At 71.9% G+C, this 24,602-nt stretch carries 24 protein-coding genes; 15 read left to right on the forward strand and 9 right to left on the reverse strand.

The annotated features are described in order from the left end of the window. Positions 1-52: 52 nt before the first annotated feature. Positions 53-1,552, reverse strand: coding sequence for an FAD-dependent monooxygenase (locus tag AC07DS_RS05280; protein ID WP_479142820.1), 1,500 nt, complete (start codon positions 1,550-1,552; stop codon positions 53-55). 114 nt (positions 1,553-1,666) lie between these two features. On the opposite strand from AC07DS_RS05280, the gene AC07DS_RS05285 reads away from it, so the two are divergent. Further along, positions 1,667-2,263, forward strand: coding sequence for a TetR/AcrR family transcriptional regulator (locus AC07DS_RS05285; RefSeq protein WP_479142822.1), 597 nt, complete (start codon positions 1,667-1,669; stop codon positions 2,261-2,263). Between the two features lie 164 nt (positions 2,264-2,427). On the opposite strand, the gene AC07DS_RS05290 is transcribed toward AC07DS_RS05285, so the two are convergent. The 4 genes from AC07DS_RS05290 to AC07DS_RS05305 all read right to left on the reverse strand — a co-directional run bounded on the left by AC07DS_RS05290 (position 2,428) and on the right by AC07DS_RS05305 (position 7,401). Beyond that, the gene (locus AC07DS_RS05290) at positions 2,428-4,524 is read right to left on the reverse strand and encodes a hypothetical protein (RefSeq protein WP_479142824.1); all 2,097 of its coding nucleotides are present in this window, start codon (positions 4,522-4,524) and stop codon (positions 2,428-2,430) included. A 247-nt stretch (positions 4,525-4,771) separates the two neighbouring features. Then, positions 4,772-5,026 (reverse strand): hypothetical protein, encoded by a 255-nt coding sequence (locus AC07DS_RS05295; RefSeq protein WP_479142826.1) that lies wholly within the window; start codon positions 5,024-5,026, stop codon positions 4,772-4,774. Between the two features lie 47 nt (positions 5,027-5,073). Then, positions 5,074-7,155 carry a 4-alpha-glucanotransferase gene (gene malQ, locus AC07DS_RS05300; protein WP_479142828.1) on the reverse strand — a complete coding sequence of 694 codons (2,082 nt, stop codon included), beginning with the start codon at positions 7,153-7,155 and terminating at the stop codon, positions 5,074-5,076. Continuing rightward, positions 7,156-7,401: a hypothetical protein gene (locus tag AC07DS_RS05305; RefSeq protein ID WP_479142830.1), complete on the reverse strand. Its 246-nt coding sequence runs from the start codon at positions 7,399-7,401 to the stop codon at positions 7,156-7,158. Positions 7,402-7,586: 185 nt separating this feature from the next. Here AC07DS_RS05305 and AC07DS_RS05310 point away from each other — a divergent pair, with 185 nt between their 5' ends. The 3 genes from AC07DS_RS05310 to AC07DS_RS05320 are packed head-to-tail and all read left to right on the forward strand — an operon-like array spanning position 7,587 to position 10,191. Continuing rightward, positions 7,587-8,120 (forward strand): PadR family transcriptional regulator, encoded by a 534-nt coding sequence (locus AC07DS_RS05310; protein WP_145878281.1) that lies wholly within the window; start codon positions 7,587-7,589, stop codon positions 8,118-8,120. Beyond that, on the forward strand, positions 8,117-8,815 hold the full coding sequence (locus AC07DS_RS05315) for an ABC transporter ATP-binding protein (RefSeq protein WP_479142832.1): 699 nt from the start codon (positions 8,117-8,119) through the stop codon (positions 8,813-8,815). Before AC07DS_RS05310 ends, AC07DS_RS05315 begins: the two co-directional genes overlap by 4 nt. Next, positions 8,812-10,191 carry an ABC transporter permease gene (locus AC07DS_RS05320; protein ID WP_479142834.1) on the forward strand — a complete coding sequence of 460 codons (1,380 nt, stop codon included), beginning with the start codon at positions 8,812-8,814 and terminating at the stop codon, positions 10,189-10,191. Before AC07DS_RS05315 ends, AC07DS_RS05320 begins: the two co-directional genes overlap by 4 nt. 96 nt (positions 10,192-10,287) lie before the next feature. Here AC07DS_RS05320 and AC07DS_RS05325 read toward each other — a convergent pair whose 3' ends face one another. Continuing rightward, positions 10,288-10,824 carry an HNH endonuclease gene (locus AC07DS_RS05325; RefSeq protein WP_020940112.1) on the reverse strand — a complete coding sequence of 179 codons (537 nt, stop codon included), beginning with the start codon at positions 10,822-10,824 and terminating at the stop codon, positions 10,288-10,290. 317 nt (positions 10,825-11,141) lie between these two features. On the opposite strand from AC07DS_RS05325, the gene AC07DS_RS05330 reads away from it, so the two are divergent. Next, positions 11,142-12,242 (forward strand): mechanosensitive ion channel family protein, encoded by a 1,101-nt coding sequence (locus tag AC07DS_RS05330; RefSeq protein ID WP_479142836.1) that lies wholly within the window; start codon positions 11,142-11,144, stop codon positions 12,240-12,242. Here the strand turns inward: AC07DS_RS05330 and AC07DS_RS05335 are convergent. Next, positions 12,211-12,849: a hypothetical protein gene (locus tag AC07DS_RS05335; RefSeq protein ID WP_479142838.1), complete on the reverse strand. Its 639-nt coding sequence runs from the start codon at positions 12,847-12,849 to the stop codon at positions 12,211-12,213. The two genes, AC07DS_RS05330 and AC07DS_RS05335, sit on opposite strands and share 32 nt — an antisense overlap. Before the next feature lie 247 nt (positions 12,850-13,096). On the opposite strand from AC07DS_RS05335, the gene AC07DS_RS05340 reads away from it, so the two are divergent. From AC07DS_RS05340 to AC07DS_RS05370, 7 genes are all read left to right on the forward strand, one after another. Then, positions 13,097-13,924 (forward strand): hypothetical protein, encoded by an 828-nt coding sequence (locus AC07DS_RS05340; protein ID WP_479142840.1) that lies wholly within the window; start codon positions 13,097-13,099, stop codon positions 13,922-13,924. Between the two features lie 250 nt (positions 13,925-14,174). Beyond that, complete coding sequence (locus AC07DS_RS05345) at positions 14,175-15,386, forward strand: ROK family transcriptional regulator (protein ID WP_479142842.1); 1,212 nt, start codon at positions 14,175-14,177, stop codon at positions 15,384-15,386. 56 nt (positions 15,387-15,442) lie between these two features. Continuing rightward, positions 15,443-16,786 carry an ABC transporter substrate-binding protein gene (locus AC07DS_RS05350; protein ID WP_479142844.1) on the forward strand — a complete coding sequence of 448 codons (1,344 nt, stop codon included), beginning with the start codon at positions 15,443-15,445 and terminating at the stop codon, positions 16,784-16,786. Between the two features lie 2 nt (positions 16,787-16,788). Then, on the forward strand, positions 16,789-17,757 hold the full coding sequence (locus AC07DS_RS05355) for a carbohydrate ABC transporter permease (RefSeq protein ID WP_479142846.1): 969 nt from the start codon (positions 16,789-16,791) through the stop codon (positions 17,755-17,757). A 2-nt stretch (positions 17,758-17,759) separates the two neighbouring features. Beyond that, positions 17,760-18,662 carry a carbohydrate ABC transporter permease gene (locus AC07DS_RS05360; protein WP_479142848.1) on the forward strand — a complete coding sequence of 301 codons (903 nt, stop codon included), beginning with the start codon at positions 17,760-17,762 and terminating at the stop codon, positions 18,660-18,662. A 7-nt stretch (positions 18,663-18,669) separates the two neighbouring features. Continuing rightward, a complete protein-coding gene (locus AC07DS_RS05365) occupies positions 18,670-19,935 on the forward strand; it encodes a 6-phospho-beta-glucosidase (RefSeq protein WP_479142850.1) in 1,266 nt (421 codons plus the stop codon). Next, positions 19,926-20,915 (forward strand): N-acetylglucosamine kinase, encoded by a 990-nt coding sequence (locus AC07DS_RS05370; protein WP_479142852.1) that lies wholly within the window; start codon positions 19,926-19,928, stop codon positions 20,913-20,915. The genes AC07DS_RS05365 and AC07DS_RS05370 overlap by 10 nt, the downstream gene beginning before the upstream one ends. Before the next feature lie 24 nt (positions 20,916-20,939). On the opposite strand, the gene AC07DS_RS05375 is transcribed toward AC07DS_RS05370, so the two are convergent. After that, the gene (locus tag AC07DS_RS05375) at positions 20,940-21,119 is read right to left on the reverse strand and encodes a hypothetical protein (RefSeq protein ID WP_479142913.1); all 180 of its coding nucleotides are present in this window, start codon (positions 21,117-21,119) and stop codon (positions 20,940-20,942) included. A 3-nt stretch (positions 21,120-21,122) separates the two neighbouring features. Between AC07DS_RS05375 and AC07DS_RS05380 the strand changes: the two genes are divergently transcribed. Next, a complete protein-coding gene (locus AC07DS_RS05380) occupies positions 21,123-21,521 on the forward strand; it encodes an ASCH domain-containing protein (protein WP_479142854.1) in 399 nt (132 codons plus the stop codon). Here the strand turns inward: AC07DS_RS05380 and AC07DS_RS05385 are convergent. Next, on the reverse strand, positions 21,460-21,876 hold the full coding sequence (locus tag AC07DS_RS05385; protein ID WP_479142856.1) for a VOC family protein: 417 nt from the start codon (positions 21,874-21,876) through the stop codon (positions 21,460-21,462). The genes AC07DS_RS05380 and AC07DS_RS05385 overlap by 62 nt on opposite strands. Positions 21,877-22,088: 212 nt before the next feature. On the opposite strand from AC07DS_RS05385, the gene AC07DS_RS05390 reads away from it, so the two are divergent. Next, the gene (locus tag AC07DS_RS05390; RefSeq protein ID WP_479142858.1) at positions 22,089-23,513 is read left to right on the forward strand and encodes a hypothetical protein; all 1,425 of its coding nucleotides are present in this window, start codon (positions 22,089-22,091) and stop codon (positions 23,511-23,513) included. Positions 23,514-23,527: 14 nt separating this feature from the next. Next, positions 23,528-24,559, forward strand: a complete 1,032-nt coding sequence (locus AC07DS_RS05395) for a glutamate ABC transporter substrate-binding protein (protein WP_479142860.1) — start codon at positions 23,528-23,530, stop codon at positions 24,557-24,559. Positions 24,560-24,602: the final 43 nt, after the last annotated feature.

A 24,602-nucleotide genomic window follows, 5' to 3' on the forward strand; every position in this document is an offset into this window, starting at 1 on the left:
GATCTTCCGGATCCGTCGGTCGGCGACGAGGGCGGACGCGAACCGGCTCGAACTACGAAAGCCCGCGGCCGCCGACGTGTTCGTCCACGGCCGCCTCGATCCGTACCGCGTCCGCGGCCTCCGCCGCCCACGCCACGTATCCGTCGGGGCGCACCAGCACCGTCGTACGGCGGTCGCTCGCCCACCGCGCGACGGCGAGCCGCTCCCCGCGCCCGCCCTCGTACGGCTCCGGGGTGATCAGGACGAACCTGCCGCCGCGCAGGGCCTCGTAGAGGCGGCCGCCGCCGGTCAGGGTGACGTCCGGGACGCGGGTTCCGGTGAGGCGGTGGGCGCCGCGGGGCGCCGGGTAGCGGTAGCCGATGCCGGCGACCTGGCCGGCGGCCTTGCGGCGGGCGGGGCCCACGGCGCCGAGGAACGCGGTGAGCGCGGCGCGGGCCGCCAGCGTCCAGGGGCGCTTGGCCATGGCGAGGCGGACGATGCCGCCGCTGCTGCGCAGCACCGCCTTGCCGACCGGGTGGCGTTCGGCCTGGTAGCTGTCGAGCAGCTGCGGGTCCGCGTGGCCGGTGACGACCGCGGCGAGCTTCCAGCTCAGGTTGGCCGCGTCCTGCAGCCCGGTGTTCATGCCCTGGCCGCCGGCCGGGGTGTGCACGTGCGCGGCGTCACCGGCGAGGAAGACCCGGCCGACCCGGTAGGCGGGCGCCTGACGTTCGTCGCTGTGGAAGCGGGACATCCAGCGGGCGTCGTACATCCCGAAGTCCCGGCCGAGCGCGAGGCGGGTGATCTCCTTGACCTCGGCCAGGTCCAGCGGCTCCCGGTCGGGGACGTTACGGCCGCGATGCCAGCCGATCACCCGGTAGTAGCCGTCACCGAAGGGCGCGAGGAAGGCGAAGGCGTCACCGACGGCGTTGACGGTGAGCAGGGTCGGCGGCTTCTCGGCGAGCCGCACGTCGGCGAGGACGACGGAGCGGATCACCGACCTGCCGGGGAAGGGCAGGCCGATCGTGTCCCGCACGACGCTGCGCATGCCGTCGGCGCCGACGACGTACGCGGCCCGCAGGCTCTCCGTCCGGCCCCCGGGTCCGCGGGCCGCCACGGTCACGCCGTCCGCGTCCTGGGTGAGGCCGGTCAGCTCGGTCTCGTACCGGAAGTCGGCGCCCGCCTCGACCGCGCGCCGCTCCAGCACCTTCTCCACCTCGTACTGCGGGAGGACGAGGAGGTGGTTGAAGCGGGAGGGGAGGGCGCCGAGGTCGATGGTGAGCCGGCCGAAGAGGCGCAGCCGGTCCAAGGGTCGGCCGGCTGCTTCCAGCTCGTCGGCGAGTCCGCGGGCATCGAGCTGCTCCAGGGTGCGGGCGTGCAGGACGAAGGCGCGGGACAGGTTGCTGATCTTGTGCGGGCGCTTTTCGAGGACGGTGACCGGGACGCCGGCGGTGGCGAGGTCGCCGGCGAGGAGGAGGCCGGTGGGGCCGGAGCCGACGATGATCACGGGGCTCGGGGTGCTGTCGGTGCGGCTGGTGTTTTTGGTGCTGCCGGAGTTGGTGTTGCTACCGCTCATGATGACCTCCTGTTGCCAACGCTTGTTTGCCAACGCTTGTTGACGACATTAGCCACGCCCCCAAAGAGGTGTCAACGCTTGTTGGCCTACGAATGTTGGCCTACGCTCGTTGGCATGAACGGCAGCGACAGCACCAGCACAGATCCCGGCCCCGGCGCCCGCCGCCGCTCCGACGCCACCCGCACCGCGATCCTCACCGCCGCCCGTGAGCGCTTCGCCACCGACGGCTACGAGCGGGCCACCATCCGCGCCATCGCCAAGGACGCGCGCATCGACCCGTCGATGGTGATGCGGTACTTCGGCAACAAGGACGGCCTGTTCGCCGCGGCCGTCGCGCTCGACCTGCGACTGCCGGACCTGACCCGGGTACCGCGGGACGAGGTCGGCCGGGCCCTCGTGACCCACTTCCTCGGCCTGTGGGAGGAGAACGAGGAACTCACGGCCGTCCTGCGGGTGGGTGCCACCAACCAGGCCGGGGCCGAGCGCATGCAGGGCATCTTCCGGGACCAGCTGCTCCCGGTGGCCCTGCAGGTGTGCCCCGACCCCGAGCAGGTGCCCACGCGGGCCGCGCTCTGCGCCGCACAGCTGCTCGGGCTGGCCCTCACCCGCTACGTGCTGTGTCTGCCGCCCACCGTGGCGCTCCACCCGGAGGAGATCGTGGCGTGGCTCGCACCCACGGTGCAGCGCTACCTGACGGCGCCCAGCCCCTGACTCGGCCGACTCGGCCCCGGATCGGGCCGGCCGGCCGCGACGACGGACGGCAGCCGCGGCTCGCACAGGTCGTACGAACCGCGGCTGCGTGAGCGGCCGAAGGCCGGGGGGAAGCGGGTCGAGCGGGACGGGTCAGTGCCCGGGGGTCCCGTGCGTCACGTGCGTCACGCGCGCGGCGGGCAGGCGATCCAGTTCACGGCGATGCCGTTCTGCTGGGCGAACTCCGGGGGCAGGTCGCCCTTGTCGCTGCGCCGGACCCCCGCGGTGAAGCCGCGGCGCGCGCCTCCGTAGATGCCCGGGTTGCACAGCTCGGCGACCTCGGGGCCGCCCGCGGCACAGGTGATGAACGCCGGGCTGTCCGGCAGGTACGCGCCGCTGGTCTTCGCCTCGGCGAAGACGATGCGTGCGTCGTCGCCCTGCCGCCAGGCACCGATCTCGGTCCGGCCGCAGACGATGCCTTCGGCGTCGCTCGCACAGGCGATCCAGTTCAGGCGGAAGCCGTTGGACCGCGCCGCCTCCGGGGTGAGGACGCTCTGGTCGATCCAGCGAACGGCGACGGTGAAGCCCTTGCTGGTCTGGTTTCGGACGGCGACGGTACTCAGGTTGGCCGTGTTCTTGTCGCCCACGACGGAGGCGATGAAGACGGGGGTCTCGGTGAAGCCCGCGCTGCTGGTGTCCACGTCGACCAGGAGGATGCGGGAGTCCTCACCCTGCCGCCAGGCGGCGGGCTCGGTCCGGCCGCAGGCGATGCCCGCGGCGTTGCGGGGGCAGGCCATCCAGTGCAGCCGGAAGCCGTTGGCCGCAGCCTGGGCCACGTCCAGTTCCGCCTGGTCGTTCCGGCGCAGGCCGACCGTGAAGCCGTCGGGGCGCCTGCCGTAGATCCCGGGGGCGCCGAGGTTCGCCACGTACTGCCTGCCGGCGACGGCGGCGACGTAGACCGGCGTCTCCTCGAAGCCGGCGTGGCTGGTGTCCACGTCGACGAAGACGATGCCCGAGTCACCGCCCTGCCGCCAGGTGCTCGTGCCCTCGTGGGCCGGGACCTGACCGCAGACCGGGCCGAGGCGGCGGGCCCGCACCTCGGTGTTGACCGTGTCGGTCTGCTTGGACGCGGTGTTCGCGCGGGTGGGGGACTTGATCCGGGTGGCGCAGCTGATGGTGCCGCTTCCCGCGTCGGGGTCGACGGTGCCGGTCAGGGTGATCTCGGCGCTGCCGCCGACGGGGAGGTCCAGGGGCTGGTGCAGCCCGTGGGTGACGGAGCCCTCGCCCGCGGTGGCGCCGCCTCGCGGTTCGCAGTGCAGGGTACGGTCGGACAGCTCGGTGGGGATCGTGCCGAGGACCTCGGCGTCGGGTACGTCGTTCGGTCCGTCGTTGCGCACCTTGACGGTGTAGGTGAGCTGGCCGCCCGCCTCCACCTCCGGCGGGTTGCCCGCCATCTCCAGGGGCATGTCGGCGGGCAGCGCGACATGGAGGTTCCGGATCAGATGGGTCGCCCGGGCGGCGCCCGTGCTGGCCGCGAGGCCCAGCTTGAAGGACTTGGGCATGGCAGCCTGCTCGGGGGCGCCGGCCAGGTCGAAGTCCTTGACGAGGGTGATGCCGCCGCGGTCGGAGTCGGTGGAGTGACGTACCGTCAGCAGACCGTCGATGATGCTGATCTGCACGTGGGCGCGCTTCTCCCAGCGGGCCTGGAATCCGTCGGGGACCTCTTCCCCGCGAAGCCAGCGGAACCCTTCCTTCCCGCTGCCGCAGCCGCGCACGCCGAGGGTGCTGCGGCTGCGCCCCGGTCCATTGGGTCCGGCCAGGTCCGAGGCGAAGTTGCCGTAGTTGTCGAAGCCGATGCCGACGTACCCGGCGGTGACACCCGGCACCACGTTGGTGTGGCTGATGCGCATGCAGGAGTAGCCGAGTGCGGCGCCGTAGGCCCCGGGCCCCGTGGTCTGCGCTCCGTCGATCAGGTAGAAGCAGAATCCGTCGCCGAGGTTGGCGCTGTCGCTGCCGTAACAGGCGTAGTCGAACTCGATGCTGACGCCGAGCCGGGAGCTGAACGCCTGGTCGAGATAGGCCGTGCCGGACTGGTTGCCCGAGTCGGAGGTCAGCTGCAGGGCACCGTCGGGTCCCTCGGTGAGGCCTGCGGTGCCGAGGAACTTCCAGTGCGGATTGGCGGGGTAGCCGTCCATGAAGGATTCGGCGATCGGGAAGGTGGCTTCGCTCGGGGCGGCCAGGCCTTCCGGTATGCGGGTGGGCGCGGGGGCGTACGTGGCCATGTGCTCTCCAGGGGGTGGCGGGATCGACACGGAGGAGAATTCACTGTCCGTGACCCTTGGTCACCATCCGTGATCCCGTGTCGAGACTATGCCGCGCGCATATGTCCCGCATGAGCAGATGGCCTGTTGGAGCGACGACCCCGCAACCCCCGCGAATCGGGCCCCGGCCCGGAAAAAGCACCGAGGGCGCCGGCCCCACCGCACACATGCGGCAGGACGGCGCCCTCGGCAGAGATCAGGTTCGCGCTCAGGCCTTCGCCTTGGCGGGCTTGGTCACGCGCGTCTTGGACTTGTCCAGGACCATCACCAGCCCGGCAATGACCACGAACAGTGCCAGCGGCAGCAGCACGTACAGGCCCAGCGTCGCGCCGACGCTCAGGCCCGTGCCGGGGTCGTCACCGTCGTCGCGGGTCAGCGCGAGCGCGGGGGACGACATGAGCAGCATCATCAGCGTCGTACCGGCAGCCAGGGCGCCGGCGCGCAGGGCGTTCTTCTTGTCCACGCTCTCAAGTTAGCGAACGCCCAGGAAGGCCGCGCGCCCGGGGTGCCCTATGCAGGCCCGCCCTCCTTCAGCGCCGCCAGCAGCGCCCGCAGCCGGGGCGAGGCCGTCAGGTCCTCCAGGGGCACCGGCCTGCCCTCCGCGTCGGCGACCGGCAGGCGCCAGTTCGGGTACTGGTCCCACGTACCCGGCAGGTTCTGCGGGCGGCGGTCGCCGATGCCGTCCGGGAGCCAGACGCCGATCAGCCGGGCCGGGGTGCGCAGCAGGAAGCGGTACACACCCTGGATCTCCGCCTCCTCGTCGGACCCCGGGGGCCCGGCGGCCGGGCTGTCGAGCAGGCCCAGGCTGCCCAGCAGGGCGAGCCACTCCGCGGTCTCCGCGGTCGCCTCCGCGCGCTCCTCGGCGGCCGGGCGGGTCAGCAGGCCGAGGCGGTCGCGCAGGTCGACGTGGTCGCCGGTGAGCCGGGCGGCGGTGGGCGGCAGGTCGTGGGTGGTGGCGGTGGCCAGGCAGTCGGCGCGCCAGCGCTCCGGGGGCAGCGGGCGGCCGTCGCCCTCCCAGTCCCGCTCGAACCACAGCACGGAGGTGCCGAGCACCCCGCGCCGCTGCAGCGTCTCGCGCACCCCCGGCTCCACGGTGCCCAGGTCCTCGCCGATCACCGTCGATCCGGCGCGGGAGGCCTCCAGGAGGAGCAGGGCGAGCATGGCGTCGGCGTCGTAGCGGACGTAGGTGCCCTCGGTGGGCGGGCAGCCCCGGGGCACCCACCAGAGCCGGAACAGGCCCATCACGTGGTCGATGCGCAGGGCTCCGGCATAGCGGAAGAGGGCGCGCAGGAGGTGGCGGTAGGGAGCGTGGCCGGAGGCGGCGAGGCGGTCGGGGCGCCACGGCGGCAGACCCCAGTCCTGGCCGCGGGCGTTGAAGGCGTCGGGCGGGGCGCCGACCGACATGCCGGCGGCGAAGTGGTCCTGCTGCGCCCAGGCGTCCGCGCCGCCGGGGTGCACGCCGACGGCGAGGTCGTGGACGATCCCGACGGGCATGCCGGCCTCCCGGGCGGCGCGCTGGGCGGCGCGGAGCCGGCCGTCGGTGAGCCAGGCGAGCCGGGCGTGGAAGTCGACCCGGTCGGCCAGTTCGGCGCGGGCGCGGGCAGTCTCGGCGGAGCGTGGGTCGCGCAGGGCCTGCGGCCAGCCGTGCCAGTCGGGGCCGTGGGTCTCGGCGAGGGCGCACCAGGTGGCGTGGTCCTCCAGCGCCTGCCCCTCCTCGGCGCGGAAGGCGTCGTACGCGGCCTGCCGGCCCGGTCCGAGCGGGACCCGGACGACCAGCTCCAGGGCCTGCCGCTTCAGCTCCCACACCGCGTCCCGGTCGATGAGGGCGCCCTTGTCGAGGACGTCGGTACGCAGTCGCTCGGCACGCTCCAGCAGCGCGCGGACCCGGCCCTGGTCCTCGATGTACGCGAACTCGGGGATCTCCTCGATCCGCAGGTGCACGGGGTCCGGGAAGCGGCGCGAGGACGGCCGGTACGGGGACGGGTCGGCCGGGGTCCCGGGTACGGTCGCGTGCAGCGGGTTGACCTGCACGAACCCGGCTCCTGCGGTACGCCCGGCCCAGCCGGCCAGCTCGGCGAGGTCACCGAGGTCGCCCATGCCCCAGGAGCGCCGGGAGAGCAGCGAGTACAGCTGCACGAGGAGGCCGCAGGAGCGGGTGGCGGGGGCGGGCAGCCGGTCGGGGGCGACGATGAGGTGGGCGTGTCCGGTGCGCCCGTCGGGTGCGGTGGCGCTCAGCCGGTGCACACCGGTGGGCAGCCCCGCGGTCCCGTCCCGCTCCTCCCCCTGCTCGGTCTCGACGCGCACCCGGGTACCGGGCGGCAGCGCGGCCAAGGCGGCGGGCGGCCCCTCGGCGCCGGCCCACTGGACCACCGTCGGCGGCAGCAGCCGCGCGCGCAGCTCGCGCTCCCGCTCGGCGAGTGCGGTGCGGACGGCGTCGGGGGTGCTCGCGTCGACGCCGAGTGCGGTCAGGGCGGCGACCACGGCGGAGGCGGAGACCGCGACCGTACGGTCCGGGGCCGGGCTGTAGGAGGTGGCGACCCCGTGCAGCCCGGCGAGCCGGGACAGCTCCTCGTCCTCGCGCGCCGCGGCCATCTACAGCCCCGCGCCGAAGAAGTCCGGGATCGGGTCGGACTCGCTGGTCAGCGGGGCGGCGTCGGCGAGCGGCGGTTCGCTGGTCAGGGGTTCGGCGTCGGGCAGCGGCGGTTCGCTGGTCAGCGGCGCCTCGGCGCTCGCGCTCTCCGCGCTGAAGACGCAGACGGACGCCTCGTGGGTCTCGGCGGACAGCTCCGCCACGGGTTTCCACTGGGCCGGGATCGGGAGATGAGCCGGTGCGGCCACGGGGGCCTCCTTGTCACTGGGTCGGGTGCTTCCGGGTCTGCGGATGAGAGCAGGCCTACCCCGTGGGCGCGATGCCAGACCTATACGGAGGGGCAACGTGCTTCTTCCGACATTCCGGCCGCTCCCGCCAGGTGTTCGCCGTTCACTATTCACTCAGTACATGTATCCAGTGCATACTGATCTCCATGAGCACCCGGCACATCCTTCTGGGGCTGCTCGAGGCGGGGCCGAGCCATGGCTACGACCTCAAGCGGCGCCATGACGAACGCTTCCCCCAGGCTCGTCCGCTGGCCTACGGGCAGGTCTACACGACCCTGCAACGCCTGGTCCGGGACGGTCTCGCGGAGATCGACGGGACCGATGCCGACGGCGGGCCGGAGCGGACGCTGTACCGGTCGACGCAGGACGGAGCGCGTGAACTGGCCCGGTGGGCCGGGGAGATCGCCCCGCCCGCGCCCTTCGTGACGAACGAGATCTTCGCCAAGGTCGTGGTCTCGATCCTCTCCGGCGGCGATCCGGCCGCCTACCTGCGCGCCCAGCGTGCCGCGCACATGGAGCGGATGCGACAGCTCACGGCCGTGAAGACGGACCCGGGCGCCGATCTGGCGACCGTGCTCTCGGCGGACTACGCCCTCAACCATCTCGACGCCGACCTCCGCTGGATGAACACCACGGCGGCCCGGCTGATCACTCTGACCGCGGAGGTCGACGCAACATGAGCAACAGGGGGGAATCCTCGGTACCGCTTCTGGCGGGCCGGGACCTGGTCAAGGCGCACGGCAGGACCCAGGCGCTGCGCGGCGCCTCGGTCGAACTGCGCGCGGGCGAGATCCTCGCGGTGACCGGCGCGAGCGGCAGCGGAAAATCGACGCTGCTGCACTGCCTGGCCGGGATCGTCCGGCCGGACGGGGGCGCGGTGGCCTACGACGGGCAGCGCCTCGACCAGCTGCCGGAGAACCGGCTGAGCGAGCTGCGCCGTACCGACTTCGGTGTGGTGTTCCAGTTCGGGCAGCTGATTCCCGAGCTGACGGCCGTGGACAACGTCGCGCTGCCGCTGATGCTGGCCGGCACCGACCGCGCCGGGGCCCGGGAACGAGCCGGCGCGTGGCTGGAGCGGTTCGGGGTGCGCGGGCAGGAGGAGCTGCGGCCGGGCGAGATGAGCGGGGGCCAGGCACAGCGGGTCGCCCTGGCCCGGGCGCTGGTGACCGGCCCGAAGGTGGTCTTCGCGGACGAGCCGACGGGCGCCCTGGACTCGCTGGCCACCGAGCAGGTGATGACGGCCCTGGTGCACACGGCCCGCGAGGCGGGCACGGCGGTGCTGCTGATCACGCACGACGCCCAGGTCGCGGCCTACGCGGACCGTGAGACGCGGATGAGCGACGGGCTCGCGGTGCCGGCGGAGGTGGCGGTGTGACGACCCGTACGAGCGGCACCCTGGCCACCGATGTGCGCCTCGCCTGGCAGCTCACCCGCGGCTCCGACCGGCAGGAGTGGTGGCGGGCCGGACTGACCGCGGCCGGGGCCTCGCTGGCCACGGGGTTCGCCCTCACCGCGGTCGCCCTGGCCTCGCTGCGGGGGCATCACCCGGTGCCCTTCGGCAACGGTCTGCTGGACAACCCCGGCGAGCGCTCGGGGGTGATCGTCTGCCTGCTGCTTCTGCTGGTGCCGGTGCTGGGGTTCCTCGGGCAGTGCGCCCGGATCGGCGCCGTGCACCGCGACCGGCGGCTGGCCGGGCTGCGGCTGGCCGGCGCCGGCCCGGCCCAGGTGCGCCGGATCGCCGCGCTGGAAACGGGGCTGGCCTGCCTGCTGGGCTCGGCCCTCGCCACCGCCGTCGCAGTGCCGGTCCTGCTGCACCTGTGGGCCGGCCCGACCGCCGCGGCCTGGACCGGTCTCACGCTGGTCGCCCTCGGGGTGCCGGTGCTGGGCGCGCTGACCGGCACGCTGGCGCTGCGCCGGGTCGTGGCCTCGCCGCTCGGGTGGGTGCGCCGGGTGCGGCCCGGCAGCGGGCGGGGGCCCGGGCTGCTGTTCGTCGGTGGGGTGCTGGTCGTCCTGCTCCTCGCGCTCTGGGCGGTCACGAACAGCTCCGACGCGGACCGGGGGCAGCTGCCGCTGACCCTGTTCGGGCTGGTCATCGCGGTCGGGGCGGGCACGGTGTGGCTGGCCGGAGGTACCGCCGGGCTGGTCGGCCGGGCGCTGGCGGGCCGTGCCCGGTCCGCGGCGACGCTGATCGCGGCGGAGCGGCTGCGCGACGACCCGTGGGCCGCGGCCCGCACCCACGCGGCCGTCCTGCTGGTCACGATCGTCGGCACGGGCTTCGTCGGCGTGCGCCAGGCGTTCCTCGCCGACCTGCACGCCATGAGCAGCCGGAACCAGCTGGGCATGCCCCTGTCCTTCTACACGACCGGCATCGACCTGACCGGCGCCGCGATCCTCGTCGGCCTCGCGATCACCCTCTCCGGCCTCGCCGTCGGCACCGCCGAGTCCCTGGCCAACCGCCGCCGGGGCCTGGCCGCACAGGTCGCCGCCGGGGTACCGCGGGCGGTGCTCGGCCGGGCGCTGCTCCTGGAGACTGCCCTGCCGCTGGCTCCCGCGGTCGCGCTCGCCGGGGCGGGCGGGATGGCGATCGGCATCTGGTACGGCGCGCTCACCGAGGAGTACGTCGCCCAGACCGTGCCGTACGCCGCGCTGCTGGTCCCGGTGGGTGTGTACGCCTGCTGCCTGCTGGCGGCGGCGACCTCGCTGCCCCTGCTGCGCCGCTCGGTGCACCCGGCGGAGCTGCGCTACGCCTGACCGCCGCAAACGTCCGGCCCCGGGGCACGGGGGTCCCCGAGGCCGGACCACGCGGGTGCCCGGGGTGCCGCCCCGGGTACACGAAGGCCCGGATCGTCAGGCTGAGATGCCGTCGATCCGGGCCATGGCGTCGTCCGCGCCGTACGGCTGCAAGTAGGGCAGCCAGCGCGGGTCCCTATGGCCGGTCCCGATGATGCGCCAGGCCAGACCGGTGGGCGGGGCTGGTTTGTGACGCAGCCGCCAGCCCAGCTCCACGAGGTGGCGGTCGGCCTTGACGTGGTTGCAGCGGCGGCAGGAGGCCACCACGTTGTCCCAGACGTGCTTGCCCCCGCGGCTGCGCGGGATGACGTGGTCGACGCTGGTTGCGACGCCACCGCAGTACATGCACCGGCCCCCGTCGCGGGCGAACAGCGCCCTGCGGGTAAGAGGAACGGGCCCCCGATAGGGAACCCGGACGAATCGCTTGAGCCGGACCACGCTGGGTGCGGGGACTGTGACGGTTGCGCTGTGCATAAAGGCGCCGGATTCCTCGAGGGAGACAGCCTTGTTCTCCAGGACGAGGACCAGCGCGCGACGGAGCGGTACGACGCCGAGCGGCTCGTACGACGCGTTGAGGACCAGGACATGCGGCACGGGTGCCTCCTTGGGCGTCGGCGGCGCGTGGCTCGCGCCGGGACGATCTGCAGTCAGTCTCCCCTCATGCCTGGTGGAAGCGCCACCATGTCCCGGTAACGGGCTGGGAGTGTTTTCGACCACACCTGATTCATCCCCCGGGTCATGGCCTGTTCAAGCCCGGGTGAGACCCGTCTCTCCTGCGGCCCTCCTGCGCGGAACGGCGTGGTGCACACGCAATGCCCCGTTAGTGTGGTGGTCCTGTCCGTCCGGTGACCTTTTCGTGACCTTGACCGCCCCACCGGAGCGGACCGCGCAGCACGTTGGAGGTACCTGCCGTGTCCTTGCCCGTCGTCCTACTGGCCGCCGGTGCGACGCCGACCCCGTCTCCCTCGGGGGCGACGGCCCCGGCCGTGCCGACGCTTCAGGACGCCCAGGAGAGCGCGACGAACGCGGCCAGCTGGGTGGAGCAGAACTGGTCGACCTGGCTCGCGATGGGTCTGCAGATCCTGCTGATCCTGGTCGTGGCGTTCGCGCTCAGAACGGCGGTCCGGCGGGCGATCACCAAGCTGATAGACCGGATGAACCGCACCGTGGAGTCGGTGGACGGCACCGCGCTTGGCGGGCTGCTGGTCAACGCCGAGCGGCGCCGGCAGCGCTCGCAGGCGATCGGCTCGGTGCTGCGCTCGGTGGCGAGCTTCCTCATCCTCGGCACGGCCGCGCTGATGGTGCTGTCCACCTTCAAGATCAACCTGGCACCGCTGCTGGCCTCGGCCGGTGTGGCCGGTGTGGCGATCGGTTTCGGCGCCCGGAACCTGGTCACGGACTTCCTCTCCGGCGTGTTCATGATCCTGGAGGACCAGTACGGCGTCGGCGACTCGATCGACGCGGGTGTGGCCTCCGGCGAGGTGATCGAGGTCGGGCTGCGGGTGACCAAGCTGCGCGGCGCGGGCGGCGAGATCTGGTACGTGCGCAACGGCGAGGTCAAGCGGATCGGCAACCTCTCCCAGGGCTGGGCGACGGCCGGGGTCGATGTGACCGTGCGGTCGGGCGAGGACCTGGACCGGGTGAAGGCCACGCTGGACGAGGTCGCCGAGCAGATGACCAAGGAAGAGCCCTGGAACGAGCTGCTGTGGGGGCCGATCGAGGTGCTCGGCCTGGACAGCGTGCTGATCGACTCCATGGTGGTCCGGGTCTCGGCCAGGACCATGCCCGGCAAGTCGGTGGCGGTGGAGCGTGAGCTGCGCTGGCGCATCAAGCGGGCGTTCGACGCGGCCGGCGTCCGCATCGTGGGCGGGGCGACGGCCGTCGAGGACATCGAGGACGTCCCGGACCCGACGGCCTCGGTCGCGGCGCCCTCGGTGTACTCCAACGCGGACTCGCCCCAGTCGACGGCGGCTTCGCCGATCACTCCGCAGCAGCGGCCGGCGTCGAAGTAGTCCCGCAGGCCAGGCGGTAGCCCTCGCGGACCCAGGCGTCCTTGCCGGGGCGCCTTCCGCACCGCAGCAGCGCGCTGCCGTCGCCGTCCCAGGTGGTCACGCTGCCGTACAGGTCCGTGGCACGGCCGGGACAGGTGACGGTGAAGCTCGCCTGTACGACATGGACCCCGTCGGCCTCGACGAAGCGGCCCGGGACTCCGCGCAGGTCGACCGTGACCAGGTCCCGCTTGCGGTGCACGGTCGTCCGGCCGGGCCTGCCCAGCATGGACACGTCCACGCCGAGGCGGTCGGCGAGCGAGGCCAGCACGCGCCGGTACGGGACGCTCGGCGCGCTGGTCTCCACGCTCGCCGTCACCGTGCGCACATGGACGGCCGGGAACTCGAAGTGCGCGTATTTCGCGGCCCTGACGTCGCCCTTGCCGACCGTCACCACCGGGGAGACCTCGGTGAGCCGCCATTCCGCCGCGGTGTTACGCCAGTGGACGGCTCCGGACCGGCAGGAAGGGGCGGACGCGGAGGGAGTCGCGTGCGCGACCGGCTTCTCCTGCGCCGTGCACGCCACCACCCCCAGCAGCAGCGCCGCCGCCCCGATGTGACGCCTGCTCATTCCGCCCCCACCCTCCGCACCCAGTGCCACGGCGCCACGAAGGCACTCGCGCGAACGATGCAATCTAGGCCCTCTGACCAGCGGAAACCAGGTCCGTGACGCACTCGTGACGGATCAAGGATTCAGATCGTCTTCACAGGAACCCCGCGTTCCCCCCGCATCCGGTGATCCTTTACTGTCACCTCACGACGGGCCCTTGCTCTGGAGCGCGACGCCGCCCGGGGGCCCGTTTCGAATGTGGGGATACATGAGAAAGCTCGCCATAGGCGCCACCCTGTCCGGCGCCCTGGCCCTGACCGGCCTGGCCGTGCCCGTCGCCTCCGCGTCCGGTACGCCCGACCTGACCTTCGCCGTCGTGACCGTGAACAACGGCAAGCCGCTCGTCGTCGGTGTCAGCAAGGCCGTGAGCGTGCCGGTGACGTACACCCTGACCCGGCCCAAGGACCTGGTCATCGACCAGAAGAACACATTCCAGGCGGTCGTCCTCTACCGCGGCACGCTGCGGAACATCGGCAACGAGCTGGACCCGGAGACGGCGCCCAGCTGCTCGGCCACGGCCACGACGGACACGACGGTCACCGAGAGCTGCACCGAGACGATCGTCGTGGAACCGGGAGACTCCCTGTGGGAGGCCGCCGACGCCACCACCTGGAAGGCCGCCGGCCTGTACGCCCACGCCGAGGGCACCGTCTCGGACGATTACCTGCACAACGAGACCGACGTGTCGCTGTGGGGCAACCTCGCCCCGCTGACGGTGCGGCGCGCCGCGCAGCTGACCGCGAACGCCGCCCCGGAGCCCGTGACCAAGGGCAAGACGCTCACCGTCAAGGGCAGCCTGACCCGCGCGAACTGGGAGACCGGCAAGTACACCGGCTACAAGGGCCAGGCGGTCCTGCTCCAGTTCAAGGCCGACGGCGGCTCGTACAAGAACGTCAAGGCGATCACCTCCGGCACCGGTGGCGCCCTGTCCACCACGGTGACGGCGACCAGGAGCGGCACCTACCGCTTCGCGTTCACGGGTACGGCCACCACCGCGGCCAAGACCTCCGCCGGTGACCACGTGACGGTCAGGTAGACCGGCACCCCCTTCCGGCCGGCACCCCCACCACAGGCCGGCACGCGCTCACGGCACGCCCCCGAGGTAACGACTCTGTTGCCTCGGGGGCGTTGTCTATTGACGCCCTCTTCGTCCTGGGCTTACGTTCCTCCCACCCAAATAGGAAAGTTTCCTAACAGTGATCTTCGGGCGGCCGGTTGATCAAGACTGGACGTCATGACCAGGTCACTGGGAAGCTGGGCAGTTGGAAAGGCAGGTGTCGACCCCCATGGCAGGAACCGCCGGTACGCCGGGCACCCCTCGCGTGCTGCGCGCCATGAACGACCGCGCCGCCCTGGACCTCCTGCTGGAGCACGGGCCGCTGTCCCGCACCCGGATCGGCAAGCTCACCGGCCTGTCCAAGCCGACCGCCTCCCAGCTGCTGGCCCGCCTGGAAGCGGCCGGTCTGGTCCGGGTCACCGGCACCAGCGAGGGCCGGCCGGGCCCCAACGCCCAGCTGTACGCGGTCAACCCCACGGCCGCGTACGCCGCCGGGCTCGACGTCACCCCGCACCGCATCCGCGCCGCCGTCGCCGACATCACCGGCCGCACGGTCGGCGAGTACGAACTGCCCACCCCCGGCCGCCGCTCCGCGCACCCGGTCGTCCGGCAGGTCACCGACGCCCTCGACGGCGCCGTGAAGTCCGCCGGACTGGCCCGGGACGACGTCCACCGGCTGGTCATCGGCACCCCCGGCGCCTTCGACCCGGGCACCGGCCGGCTGCGCTACGCCTCCCACCTGCCCGGCTGGCACTCCCCCGCGCTGCTCGACGACCTCGCAGCCGCGCTCCCGATGCCGGTCGAGTACGAGAACGACGTCAACCTCGTCGCCCTCGCCGAACAGCGGCTCGGCGCGGCCCGGGGCCACAGCGACTTCGTGCTGCTGTGGAACGAGGAGGGCCTCGGCGCCGCCCTGGTCCTCGGCGGCCGGCTGCACCGCGGCTGGACCGGCGGCGCCGGCGAGGTCGGCTTCCTCCCCGTGCCCGGCACCCCCCTGGTGCGCCAGGTGACCAAGGCCAACAGCGGCGGCTACCAGGAGCTGGCCGGCTCCCAGGCCGTACCGAGGCTGGCCCGCGAACTCGGCATCGAGGACGTGCCGCCGGGGCCGTACGCCGAGGCCGCCGCGGAACTCCTGGCCCGCGCCGCCGACCATGCGAGCGGACCCCACCGGGAGCTGCTCGCCGCCTACGCGACCCGGCTGGCCACCGGTCTCGCCTCGCTCGCCTCCGTCCTCGACCCCGAACTCGTCGTCCTCAGCGGCTCCGTCCTGACGGCCGGCGGCGAGGTGCTGCGCGCCCTCGTCCAGGCCGAGCTGGAGGAGCTGGCCGCGGCCCGCCCCCGGATCGTCGTCGGCGACGTCCGTGAACACCCCGTGCTGCGCGGCGCGTTGGAGTCCGCGCTCGCGACCACCCGCGACGAGGTCTTCGACACCTCGCGCTGAGCCCCGCCCCCGCAGTCCCCCTCTTCTCACCCACCCCTGCCCCGGGAGACCTCGCCATGCCCGAAGCCATACCCTCTGTTGTCCGAAAGGCGGCTTTTGCCGTAACCGCGTCGCTCGCCCTGCTCACCACCGCCTGTACCGGCCAGTCCAACTCCGGCGCCACCGACGACGCCTCCAAGGACACGACGATCAACTTCTGGCACGCGTGGAGCGCGCCGAACGAGGTGAAGGCGGTCAAGTCGCTGGTCGCCGGCTTCGAGAAGGCCCACCCCAACATCCACGTGAACGTCGTCGGCAACATGACCGACGACAAGATCAACCAGGCGCTGCGCTCCGGCGGCGACAAGGCCCCGGACGTGATCTCCTCCTTCACCACCAACAACGTGGGCAAGTTCTGCTCCTCGGGCGCGCTGGTGGACCTCAACCCCTTCTTCAAGAAGTCGCACATCGACCCGGAGACGACCTTCCCGAAGGCGATGAACGAGTACACCCAGTTCGACGGCAACCGCTGCTCGGTGCCGCTGCTGGGCGACGCGTACGGCCTCTACTACAACAAGACGGCGTTCGAGAAGGCGGGCATCACGGCCCCGCCGAAGACCTGGTCGGAGTTCGAGGCCGACGCCAAGAAGCTGACGATCCCGCAGGGCGACGGCTACAAGCAGCTGGGCTTCATGCCGGACTACCACGGCTGGGAGTCCACGACCGAGCACTACTTCGGGCAGTTCTCGCCGACGTACTTCGACAAGGCCGGCAAGTCGAACGTGGCCGAGGACCCGGCGTTCGAGAAGGGCTTCACCCTCCAGAAGAAGCTCGTCGACGAACTCGGCGGCTTCCAGAAGCTGGAGAAGTTCCGGGCCACCCTCGGCGACGAGTGGGGTCCGAAGCACCCCTTCCACACCGGCCAGGTGGCCATGCAGCTGGACGGCGAGTGGCGGCTCGGGATGGCGCTGGACGCCAAACCGAAGTTCGACATCGGAGTCGCCCCGCTGCCCGTACCGGACGACCAGGCCGACCAGTACGGCAAGGGCTACATCACCGGCACCATCGCGGGCATCGCGGCCACCAGCCACAAGCAGAACGCGGCCTGGGAGCTGGTGAAGTACATGACCACGGACACGGACGCGGTGGTCGGCTTCGCCAACGGCATCCACAACGTGCCCTCCACGCTGGCCGCGCTGAAGTCCCCGAAGCTGAAGTACGACCCGCGCTTCAAGACCTTCCTGGACATCGCCGCGAACCCGGAGTCGACCACCAGTCCCGCGTCGATCAACGGCGGTGTGTACCTGGTGACGATCCAGCAGTTCGGCTACGACTACGAGAGCGGCAAGGCCACCGATCTGAAGGCCGGTCTGAAGAAGACGGCCGCGCAGATCGACACGGACATCGCGCAGGCGAAGTAGCCATGAACACGATCACGCTCGCCTCGAAGCGCCGCAGGGCCGGCCTCGCTGCGAAGCAGCGGAAACAAGCACTGCGTACGGCCGCCTTCATGTCGCCCTGGCTGATCGGCTTCGCGGTCTTCTTCGCGTACCCGCTGATCTCGACGGTCTACTTCTCGTTCATGCACTACGACGGCTTCAGGCCGCCGACGTGGAGCGGAACGAAGAACTGGACGTACGTCTTCGAGCACTACCCGCTCTTCTGGCCCGCCCTGCGCAACACCCTGTGGCTGGTACTGGTGATGGTCACGCTCCGGGTCGTCTTCGGACTCGGTGTGGGCCTGCTCATCACGAAGATCAAGACGGGCGCGGGTGTCTTCCGCACCCTCTTCTACCTGCCCTACCTCGCCCCGCCGGTGGCGGCGACGATGGCCTTCGCCTTCCTGCTCAACCCCGGTACGGGACCGGTCAACTCGATCCTGGAGAAGATCGGCGTCCCGGCGCCGGGCTGGTTCAACGACCCCGCCTGGTCCAAGCCCGCCCTGACCCTGCTGGCACTGTGGGGCATCGGCGACCTGATGGTCATCTTCATGGCCGCGCTGCTCGACGTGCCGACGGAGCAGTACGAGGCGGCCGAGCTGGACGGCGCCTCGGCCTGGCAGCGGTTCCGCTACGTCACCCTGCCGAACATCTCCCCGATCGTGATGTTCGCCGTGGTCACCGGCGTGATCCAGACGATGCAGTACTACACGCAGCCGCTGATCGCGGGGAAGGTCGCCTCGGGCGTGATCCAGGGCGCGGGCACCCAGTTCGAGCCCGGCTACCCGGACAAGTCCACGCTCACCCTCCCCCAGCTCGTCTACAACCTCGGCTTCCAGCGCTTCGACTACGGCTCGGCCTGTGTGGTGGCGCTGGTGCTGTTCGCCCTGTCGATGGCGTTCACCGCGCTCCTGATGCGGCGCCGGGGCGGTCTCATCCAGGCAGGTGACTGACCATGACCCAAGTACTGGACCAGCCGGTGCAGCCGGTGCAGCCGGCGCCGCCGGTGTCCGGGGCGGAGCGGACCGCCCGGCGCAGGGCGCTGCTCGAGTGGATCGCGATCCACTCCCTGGGGATCGCCGCCGCGCTGTTCTTCACGCTCCCCTTCGTGTTCGTGCTCCTGACCTCGCTGATGAGCGACACCCAGGCGCTCAGCCGGGACCTGATTCCGCACACCTGGGAGTGGGGCAACTACCGGAAGGTCTTCGACACGCCCGGCTTCCTGACCTGGTGGAAGAACACCCTGATCTACGCCGGCCTCGGCACCGTGCTGACCGTGGTGTCGTCCCTCCCGGTGGCGTACGCGCTCGCGAAGTTCCGCTTCCGGGGCCGCAACCTGTCACTCATGCTGGTGATCTCGATGATGATGCTGCCGCCGCAGGTGGTCATCATCCCGATGTACCTGTTCTGGGCGAAGCAGCTGGACCTGTCCGGCACGCTGTGGCCGCTCATCATCCCGATGGCGTTCGGGGACGCGTTCTCCATCTTCCTGCTGCGCCAGTTCCTGATGACGATCCCGAACGAGTACGTGGACGCGGCGAAGGTGGACGGCTGCGGTGACCTGCGGACCCTGCTGCGGGTCGTCCTGCCGATGGCAAAGCCGGGCATCGCCGCCGTCGCCCTCTTCCAGTTCTTCTACGCCTGGAACGACTACTTCGGCCCCCAGATCTACGCCTCGGAGAACCCCGGCGCCTGGACCCTCTCCTACGGCCTGGAGTCCTTCAAGGGCGCGCACCACACCGACTGGAACCTCACCATGGCCGCGACCGTGCTGGTCATGGCCCCCGTGATCCTCGTGTTCTTCTTCGCCCAGAAGGCGTTCGTGGAGGGCGTCACGCTCACCGGAGTGAAGGGTTAAACCACGTATGAAACTCACTGTGGTCGGCGGAGGCTCGACCTACACCCCCGAACTCATCGACGGCTTCGCCCGGCTCAGGGACACCCTGCCCATCGAGGAACTGGTGCTCGTGGACCCGGCGGCCGAACGCCTGGAGCTGGTGGGCGGCCTGGCCCGCCGGATCTTCGCCAGGCAGGGCCACCCGGGCCGGATCGTCACCACCTCCGACCTGGACGCGGGCGTCGAGGGCGCCGACGCCGTGCTGCTCCAGCTGCGCGTCGGCGGCCAGGCGGCCCGCCGGCAGGACGAGACCTGGCCCCTGGAGTGCGGCTGCATCGGACAGGAGACCACCGGCGCGGGCGGCCTCGCCAAGGCGCTGCGCACGGTCCCCGTCGTCCTGGACATCGCCGAACGCGTCCGCCGCGCCAACCCCCGTGCCTGGATCATCGACTTCACCAACCCCGTCGGCATCGTCACCCGCGCCCTGCTCCAGGCGGGCCACCGTGCGGTGGGCCTGTGCAACGTGGCGATCGGCTTCCAGCGCAAGTTCGCGGCGATGCTGGGCACCGACCCGAAGGACATCCATCTGGACCACGTGGGCCTCAACCACCTCACCTGGGAGACGGGGGTGCGCCTCGGCGGCCCCGAGGGCGCGAACGTGCTGCCCAAGCTCCTGGCCGAGAACGGCGACGCCATCGCCGACGACCTGCGTCTGCCCCGCCCCCTCCTGGACCGCCTGGGCGTGGTGCCCTCGTACTACCTGCGCTACTACTACGCGCACGACGCGGTGGTACGGGAACTGCGCACCAAGCCCTCCCGGGCGGAGGAAGTCGCCGCGATGGAAAGCGAGTTGCTGACGATGTACGGCGACCCGTCCCTGGACGAGAAGCCGGCGCTGCTGGCCAGGCGGGGCGGCGCCTTCTACTCGGAGGCGGCGGTGGACCTGGCGGCGGCCCTGCTGGGCGGCTCCGGAAGCCCGTACCAGGTGGTCAACACACTCAACAAGGGCACCCTTCCCTTCCTCCCCGACGACGCGGTGATCGAGGTGCAGGCAGCGGTCGGCCCGACGGGCCCGGTGCCGTTGCCGGTCCCGGACCTGGACCCGCTGTACGCGGGCCTGGTGGCCAACGTGACGACGTACGAGGACCTGGCCCTGGAGGCGGCGCTGCGCGGCGGCCGGGACCGCGTCTTCAAGGCGCTGCTGGCCCATCCCCTGATCGGCCAGTACGAGTACGCCGAAGCCCTCACGGACCGTCTCGTCGCGCACAACCGGGAGCACCTGGCGTGGGCCTGACCGCAGCTGAATCCGGGAGCGTCCTCGCCATCGACGCGGGCAACAGCAAGACCGACGTGGCCGTGGTCACCGACGGCGGCGAGGTCCTGGCCACGGCCCGCGGCGGGGGCTTCCGCCCGCCTGCGGTGGGTGTCGCGGCCGCGATGGACGCCCTCGCCGACCCGGTCACCCGGGCGCTGTCGGACGCGGGCCTGGCCGCCGCCTCGCACGTCTCCGCCTGCCTGGCCAACGCCGATCTGCCGGTCGAGGAGGAGCAGTTGGCGGCCGCGCTGCAGGCACGCGCGTGGGGCACCTCGGTGGAGGTCCGCAACGACACCTTCGCGATCCTGCGGGCGGGCGTGGCCGAGCCCCGGGGCGTGGCCGTGGTGTGCGGCGCGGGCATCAACTGCGTCGGCATGCGCCCCGACGGCCGCACCGCCCGCTTCCCGGCGATCGGCCGCATCTCCGGCGACTGGGGCGGCGGCTGGGGCCTGGCCGAGGAGGCCCTCTGGTACGCGGCCCGCGCCGAGGACGGCCGCGGCGAGCCGACGGAGCTGGTCCGCACCCTGCCCGCCCACTTCGGCCTTCCGACCATGTACGCCCTGATCGAGGCCCTGCACCTGGAGCACGTCGAGGACGGCCGCCGCCACGAACTGACCCCGGTCCTCTTCGACACGGCCGCGCAGGGCGACCCGGTCGCCCGCTCGATCGTGCACCGCCTCGCGGAGGAGGTCGCGACGATGGCCACGGTCGCCCTCACCCGCCTCGACCTCCTCACCGAGGAGACCCCCGTCCTCCTCGGCGGCAGCGTCCTGACCGCCGGCCACACCCAACTGAACGACGGCATCCAGGACCTGCTGTCGTCCCGCGCCCCCAAGGCCGACATCCGAGTGGTGACGGCCAGCCCCGTCCTGGGCGCGACACTGCTGGGCCTGGACCGGCTGGGGGCGGGGGCGGGGGCGGGAGGACGGGCTCGGGCCTACTGGGAGAGGGGGGACTGAGCGCCGGGCGCGTGGTCTGCTTGCTCAGCGGCGGCAGACCAGGATGCCGCGGGCCCGCTCGATGGTCGCATCGAACGGCACATCGTGCTGGTCCGCCCAGGCCCGCGAGATCCTGCTGTCCGACCCCCGGCACTTCTTCCGCTCGTACTCGGCCGCCGAGATCGGCCGCCTGATGACCACAACAGCGCCCAGGAGTGTTCCCACCTCATGACCGACAGCATCGTCCGCGTACGCGAACTGAACCTCTATCGCGAGTACTTCGACCTCGTCGCCGTGGGCGCCAAGACCATCGAGGTGCGGGTGAAATACCCGCACCTCGCCGACCTCGCCCCAGGCGACACCATCCGCTTCCGCATCAAGGGCACCGATGAGACCTGCGAGGTCGAGGTCACGCGCGTCACCGAGTACCCGAGCTTCGAAACCCTGCTCGACGGCGAGGGACCGGCGAACGTCAACCCGACTGCCACCCGAGAACAGCAGCTTGCCAACATCCGGGCCATCTACCCACCCGCCAAGGAGGCCCTCGGCACGCTCGCCATCGAGATCAGTCGCTGTCGTCCAGATAAAGACAGAACGGATGCCCGGCCGGGTCGAGCAGCACCCTGATGTTGTCCTGGGGCTGGTGGTCGGCCTCTCGGGCGCCGAGTTCGAGGGCGTGGGTCACCGCGGACGGCAGGCTCGTCACCTCGAAGTCGAGGTGCGTGGTGATGCGTTGGGCTCCCTTGCGGGCGGGCCAGACCGGCGGGACGTAGTCGTCCGCGCGCTGGAAGGCGAGGTAGGCGACGCCTTCCGGCGGGGTGATGGCCGCTCCGTCGGGGTCCTGCTCGGCGATCTCCCAGCCGAGGAGTTCGGAGTAGAAGCGGGCGAGGGCGTGGGGGTCGGGGGCTTCGAGGACCACGCCCCACCAGTCGTGGCGTGACATGCGGGGGGAGCCGGGGTCGTGGCTCGGTCGTCCGTGCATGTCGGCGAAGGGTACAAGCGGTGCCGGGGACCCGGGGGGAACCGATCCGCCGCACCCGGCGTGTTCATCATCGAGGGGTGGTGCGGCCGGCGCCCCGCGCCGTCCCGCCGTGGCTTGCGCTGCGATCCGATCAAGATCGAGTGAAGGCTGGTGCGGATGCCGGTCAGGGCGGTGATACTTGGCGGCGAACGGATGACCATGGGGGAGGTCAAGTGACACACCCGCCGAAGAGCAGCGCGGCGCCGCCACCGGCGGGTCCCGTCATGCCCGCGATCCCCTCCCAGCCCGGCTCGCCCGCACGCGTCGGCCCGCCCCCGGCCCCGCGCCGTACCGCCTTCGCCGAAGGTGTCGAGCAGGTGCGCGCCGCCGCGACCACCGAGCCGGGGCGGCTGCGGATCATCGGGGCCGTTCTCGCGCTGCTCGTCGTCGCGTTCGGCACGGTCACCACCTGGCAGATCTCCGAGCGGGCGGCCGCCGCCGACGACGTGCTGCACCGCAGCCAGCCGCTCAGTTCCGGCGCGGCCGGCATCTACCGTTCGCTGGCCGACGCCAACACGGCAGCCTCCAGCGGGTTCCTGGCCGGCGGTCAGGAGACCGCGGACTCGCGCGACCGGTACGAGAAGGACATCCGTACGGCCGCCGCGGGGCTCGTCACGGCCGCCGCCAACGCGGAGCCGGGCTCCCCCTCCGAGGCGACCATCGCCAGGCTGAACCGGCTGCTGCCCGAGTACAAGGGCCTCATCGAGCGCGCCCGGACCTACAACCGGCAGGGGTATCCCGTCGGCGGCGCCTATCTGCGGTACGCCAACGAGAAGATGCAGAAGGAGATGCTCCCGGCCGCGGAGGATCTCTACACGAAGGAGAACCAGCGGCTCGACGCCGACTACGGGGACGCGACGCCGTACCCGTGGTACGCGATCGCGCTCGGCGTGCTCGCGCTGGCCGCGCTCGGCTGGGCCCAGCACCGCACCTACCGGCGCACCAACCGCGTCCTCAACCACGGCCTGGTCGCCGCCTCCTCCGCCACCACCCTGGTGCTGCTGTGGCTGGTCGTCGGGCACGCCGTCGCACGCTCGGGCCTCGACGGCTCGTACGACCACGGCATCCGCTCGCTGAAGGTCCTGCACGACGCGCGGATCGCGTCCCTGAAGGCGCGCGGCAACGAGAACCTGAGCCTGGTGGCCCGCGGCGCCGAGACGGTCACGGTCGGCGGGCAGACGTACGACGCGTACTACTACGACTTCGACAAGGACATGACCGTGCTCGGCAAGGGCCTCACCGAGGCCGACCGGCTCGCCGACGACCGGACGGGCACCGAGCCGGTCAAGGCGGCCGAGGGCAACATGGCGGTGTGGAAGAAGCGCCACACCACCGCCCGCACCGAGGACGAGAACGGCAACTACCAGCAGGCGCTGGACATGGTGATCGGCGGCAAGGGCGCGACCGGTGAGTGCTTCGACAGCGTCGACCGCAATCTCGCCCTGGCCATCGACCACGAGCAGGCCGAGTTCAAGCAGGCGGCCGGGGACGGACGGGACGCGATGACCGGGCTTCCGGTCGGCGCCGCCGTCCTCGCGGTCCTCGGTGCCGCGGGCGCGGTCGCCGGCATCGGACGCAGGCTTTCGGAGTACCGGTGACAGGGGGCAGGACGATGTACGCAGCACGTGCACGGGCCTCCCTGCGGGGCTGGGGCGGAGTCGGCGCGATGGCGGTGCTGTGCGCCCTGGCGCTGGCGTTCGTCCTGCTGCTGCCGCGGACCCAGGAGGCCCGCCAGGCCGGGCGCACGGCCGGACCGGGAGTGGCCGAGGCCACCCAGGCCCGGGCCTCCGACTGCAAGGACTCGGACGCGCAGAAGCAGACGCTGTCGCCGTCCGGCGCCGACGGGCCGACCATCGACGCCATCAAGTCCCGTACGGGCGCCAAGCGCAAGCTGGTCGTGGGCGTCGACCAGAACAGCTACCACTGGGGTTACCGCAACCCGAACACCAAGGGCGCGGAGCTGGAGGGCTTCGACATCGACCTGGTGCACCGGATCGCCGCGGACATCCTCGGCGACCCCGACGCGGTGCAGTTCAAGGCGATACCGACCAGCCAGCGCATCCCCGCCATCCAGGACGGCCGGGTCGACATGGTCGTGCGCACGATGACCATCACCTGCCAGCGGCTCGGCGAAGTCGCCTTCTCCGCTCCGTACTTCAAGACCGGGCAGCAGGTACTGGCACCCAAGTCCTCGTCGATCACGGGGTACGACGACACGCTCGCGCACAAGAGGATCTGCACGGCGTCCGGTTCCACCGCCTACCTCAAGCTGAAGGCCGACCGGGACAAGGGCACCCTGCCCGCCTCCACGGACATCTCCAGCACCGTCCCCAACCAGCTCGACTGCCTGGTCCGGCTGCAGCTCGGCGAGGTCGACGCGGTCGTCACCGACGGCGCGCTCGCCGCGAGCCAGGCCGCCCAGGACCCGACGGTCGAGCTGAAGGGCGAGGCGTTCACCACCGAGTACTACGGCGTGGCGATGAAGAAGGACGCCGGCGATCTGGTACGCCGGGTCAATCGCATCCTGGTCGGCTACCGCGCGAGCGGCTGGCAGGCGTCGTACGACAGATGGCTGTCGGCCACACTGGGCGAGGACTCCGGAGCGTCCAAGCCGCCGGCCCCGGAGTACCTGCGCAAGAGCTGACCCCGACCCCCGACCAGAACCCGCCTAAGGCCAACCACACAGC

It is taken from the genome of Streptomyces sp. NPDC044064 (assembly GCF_056434245.1).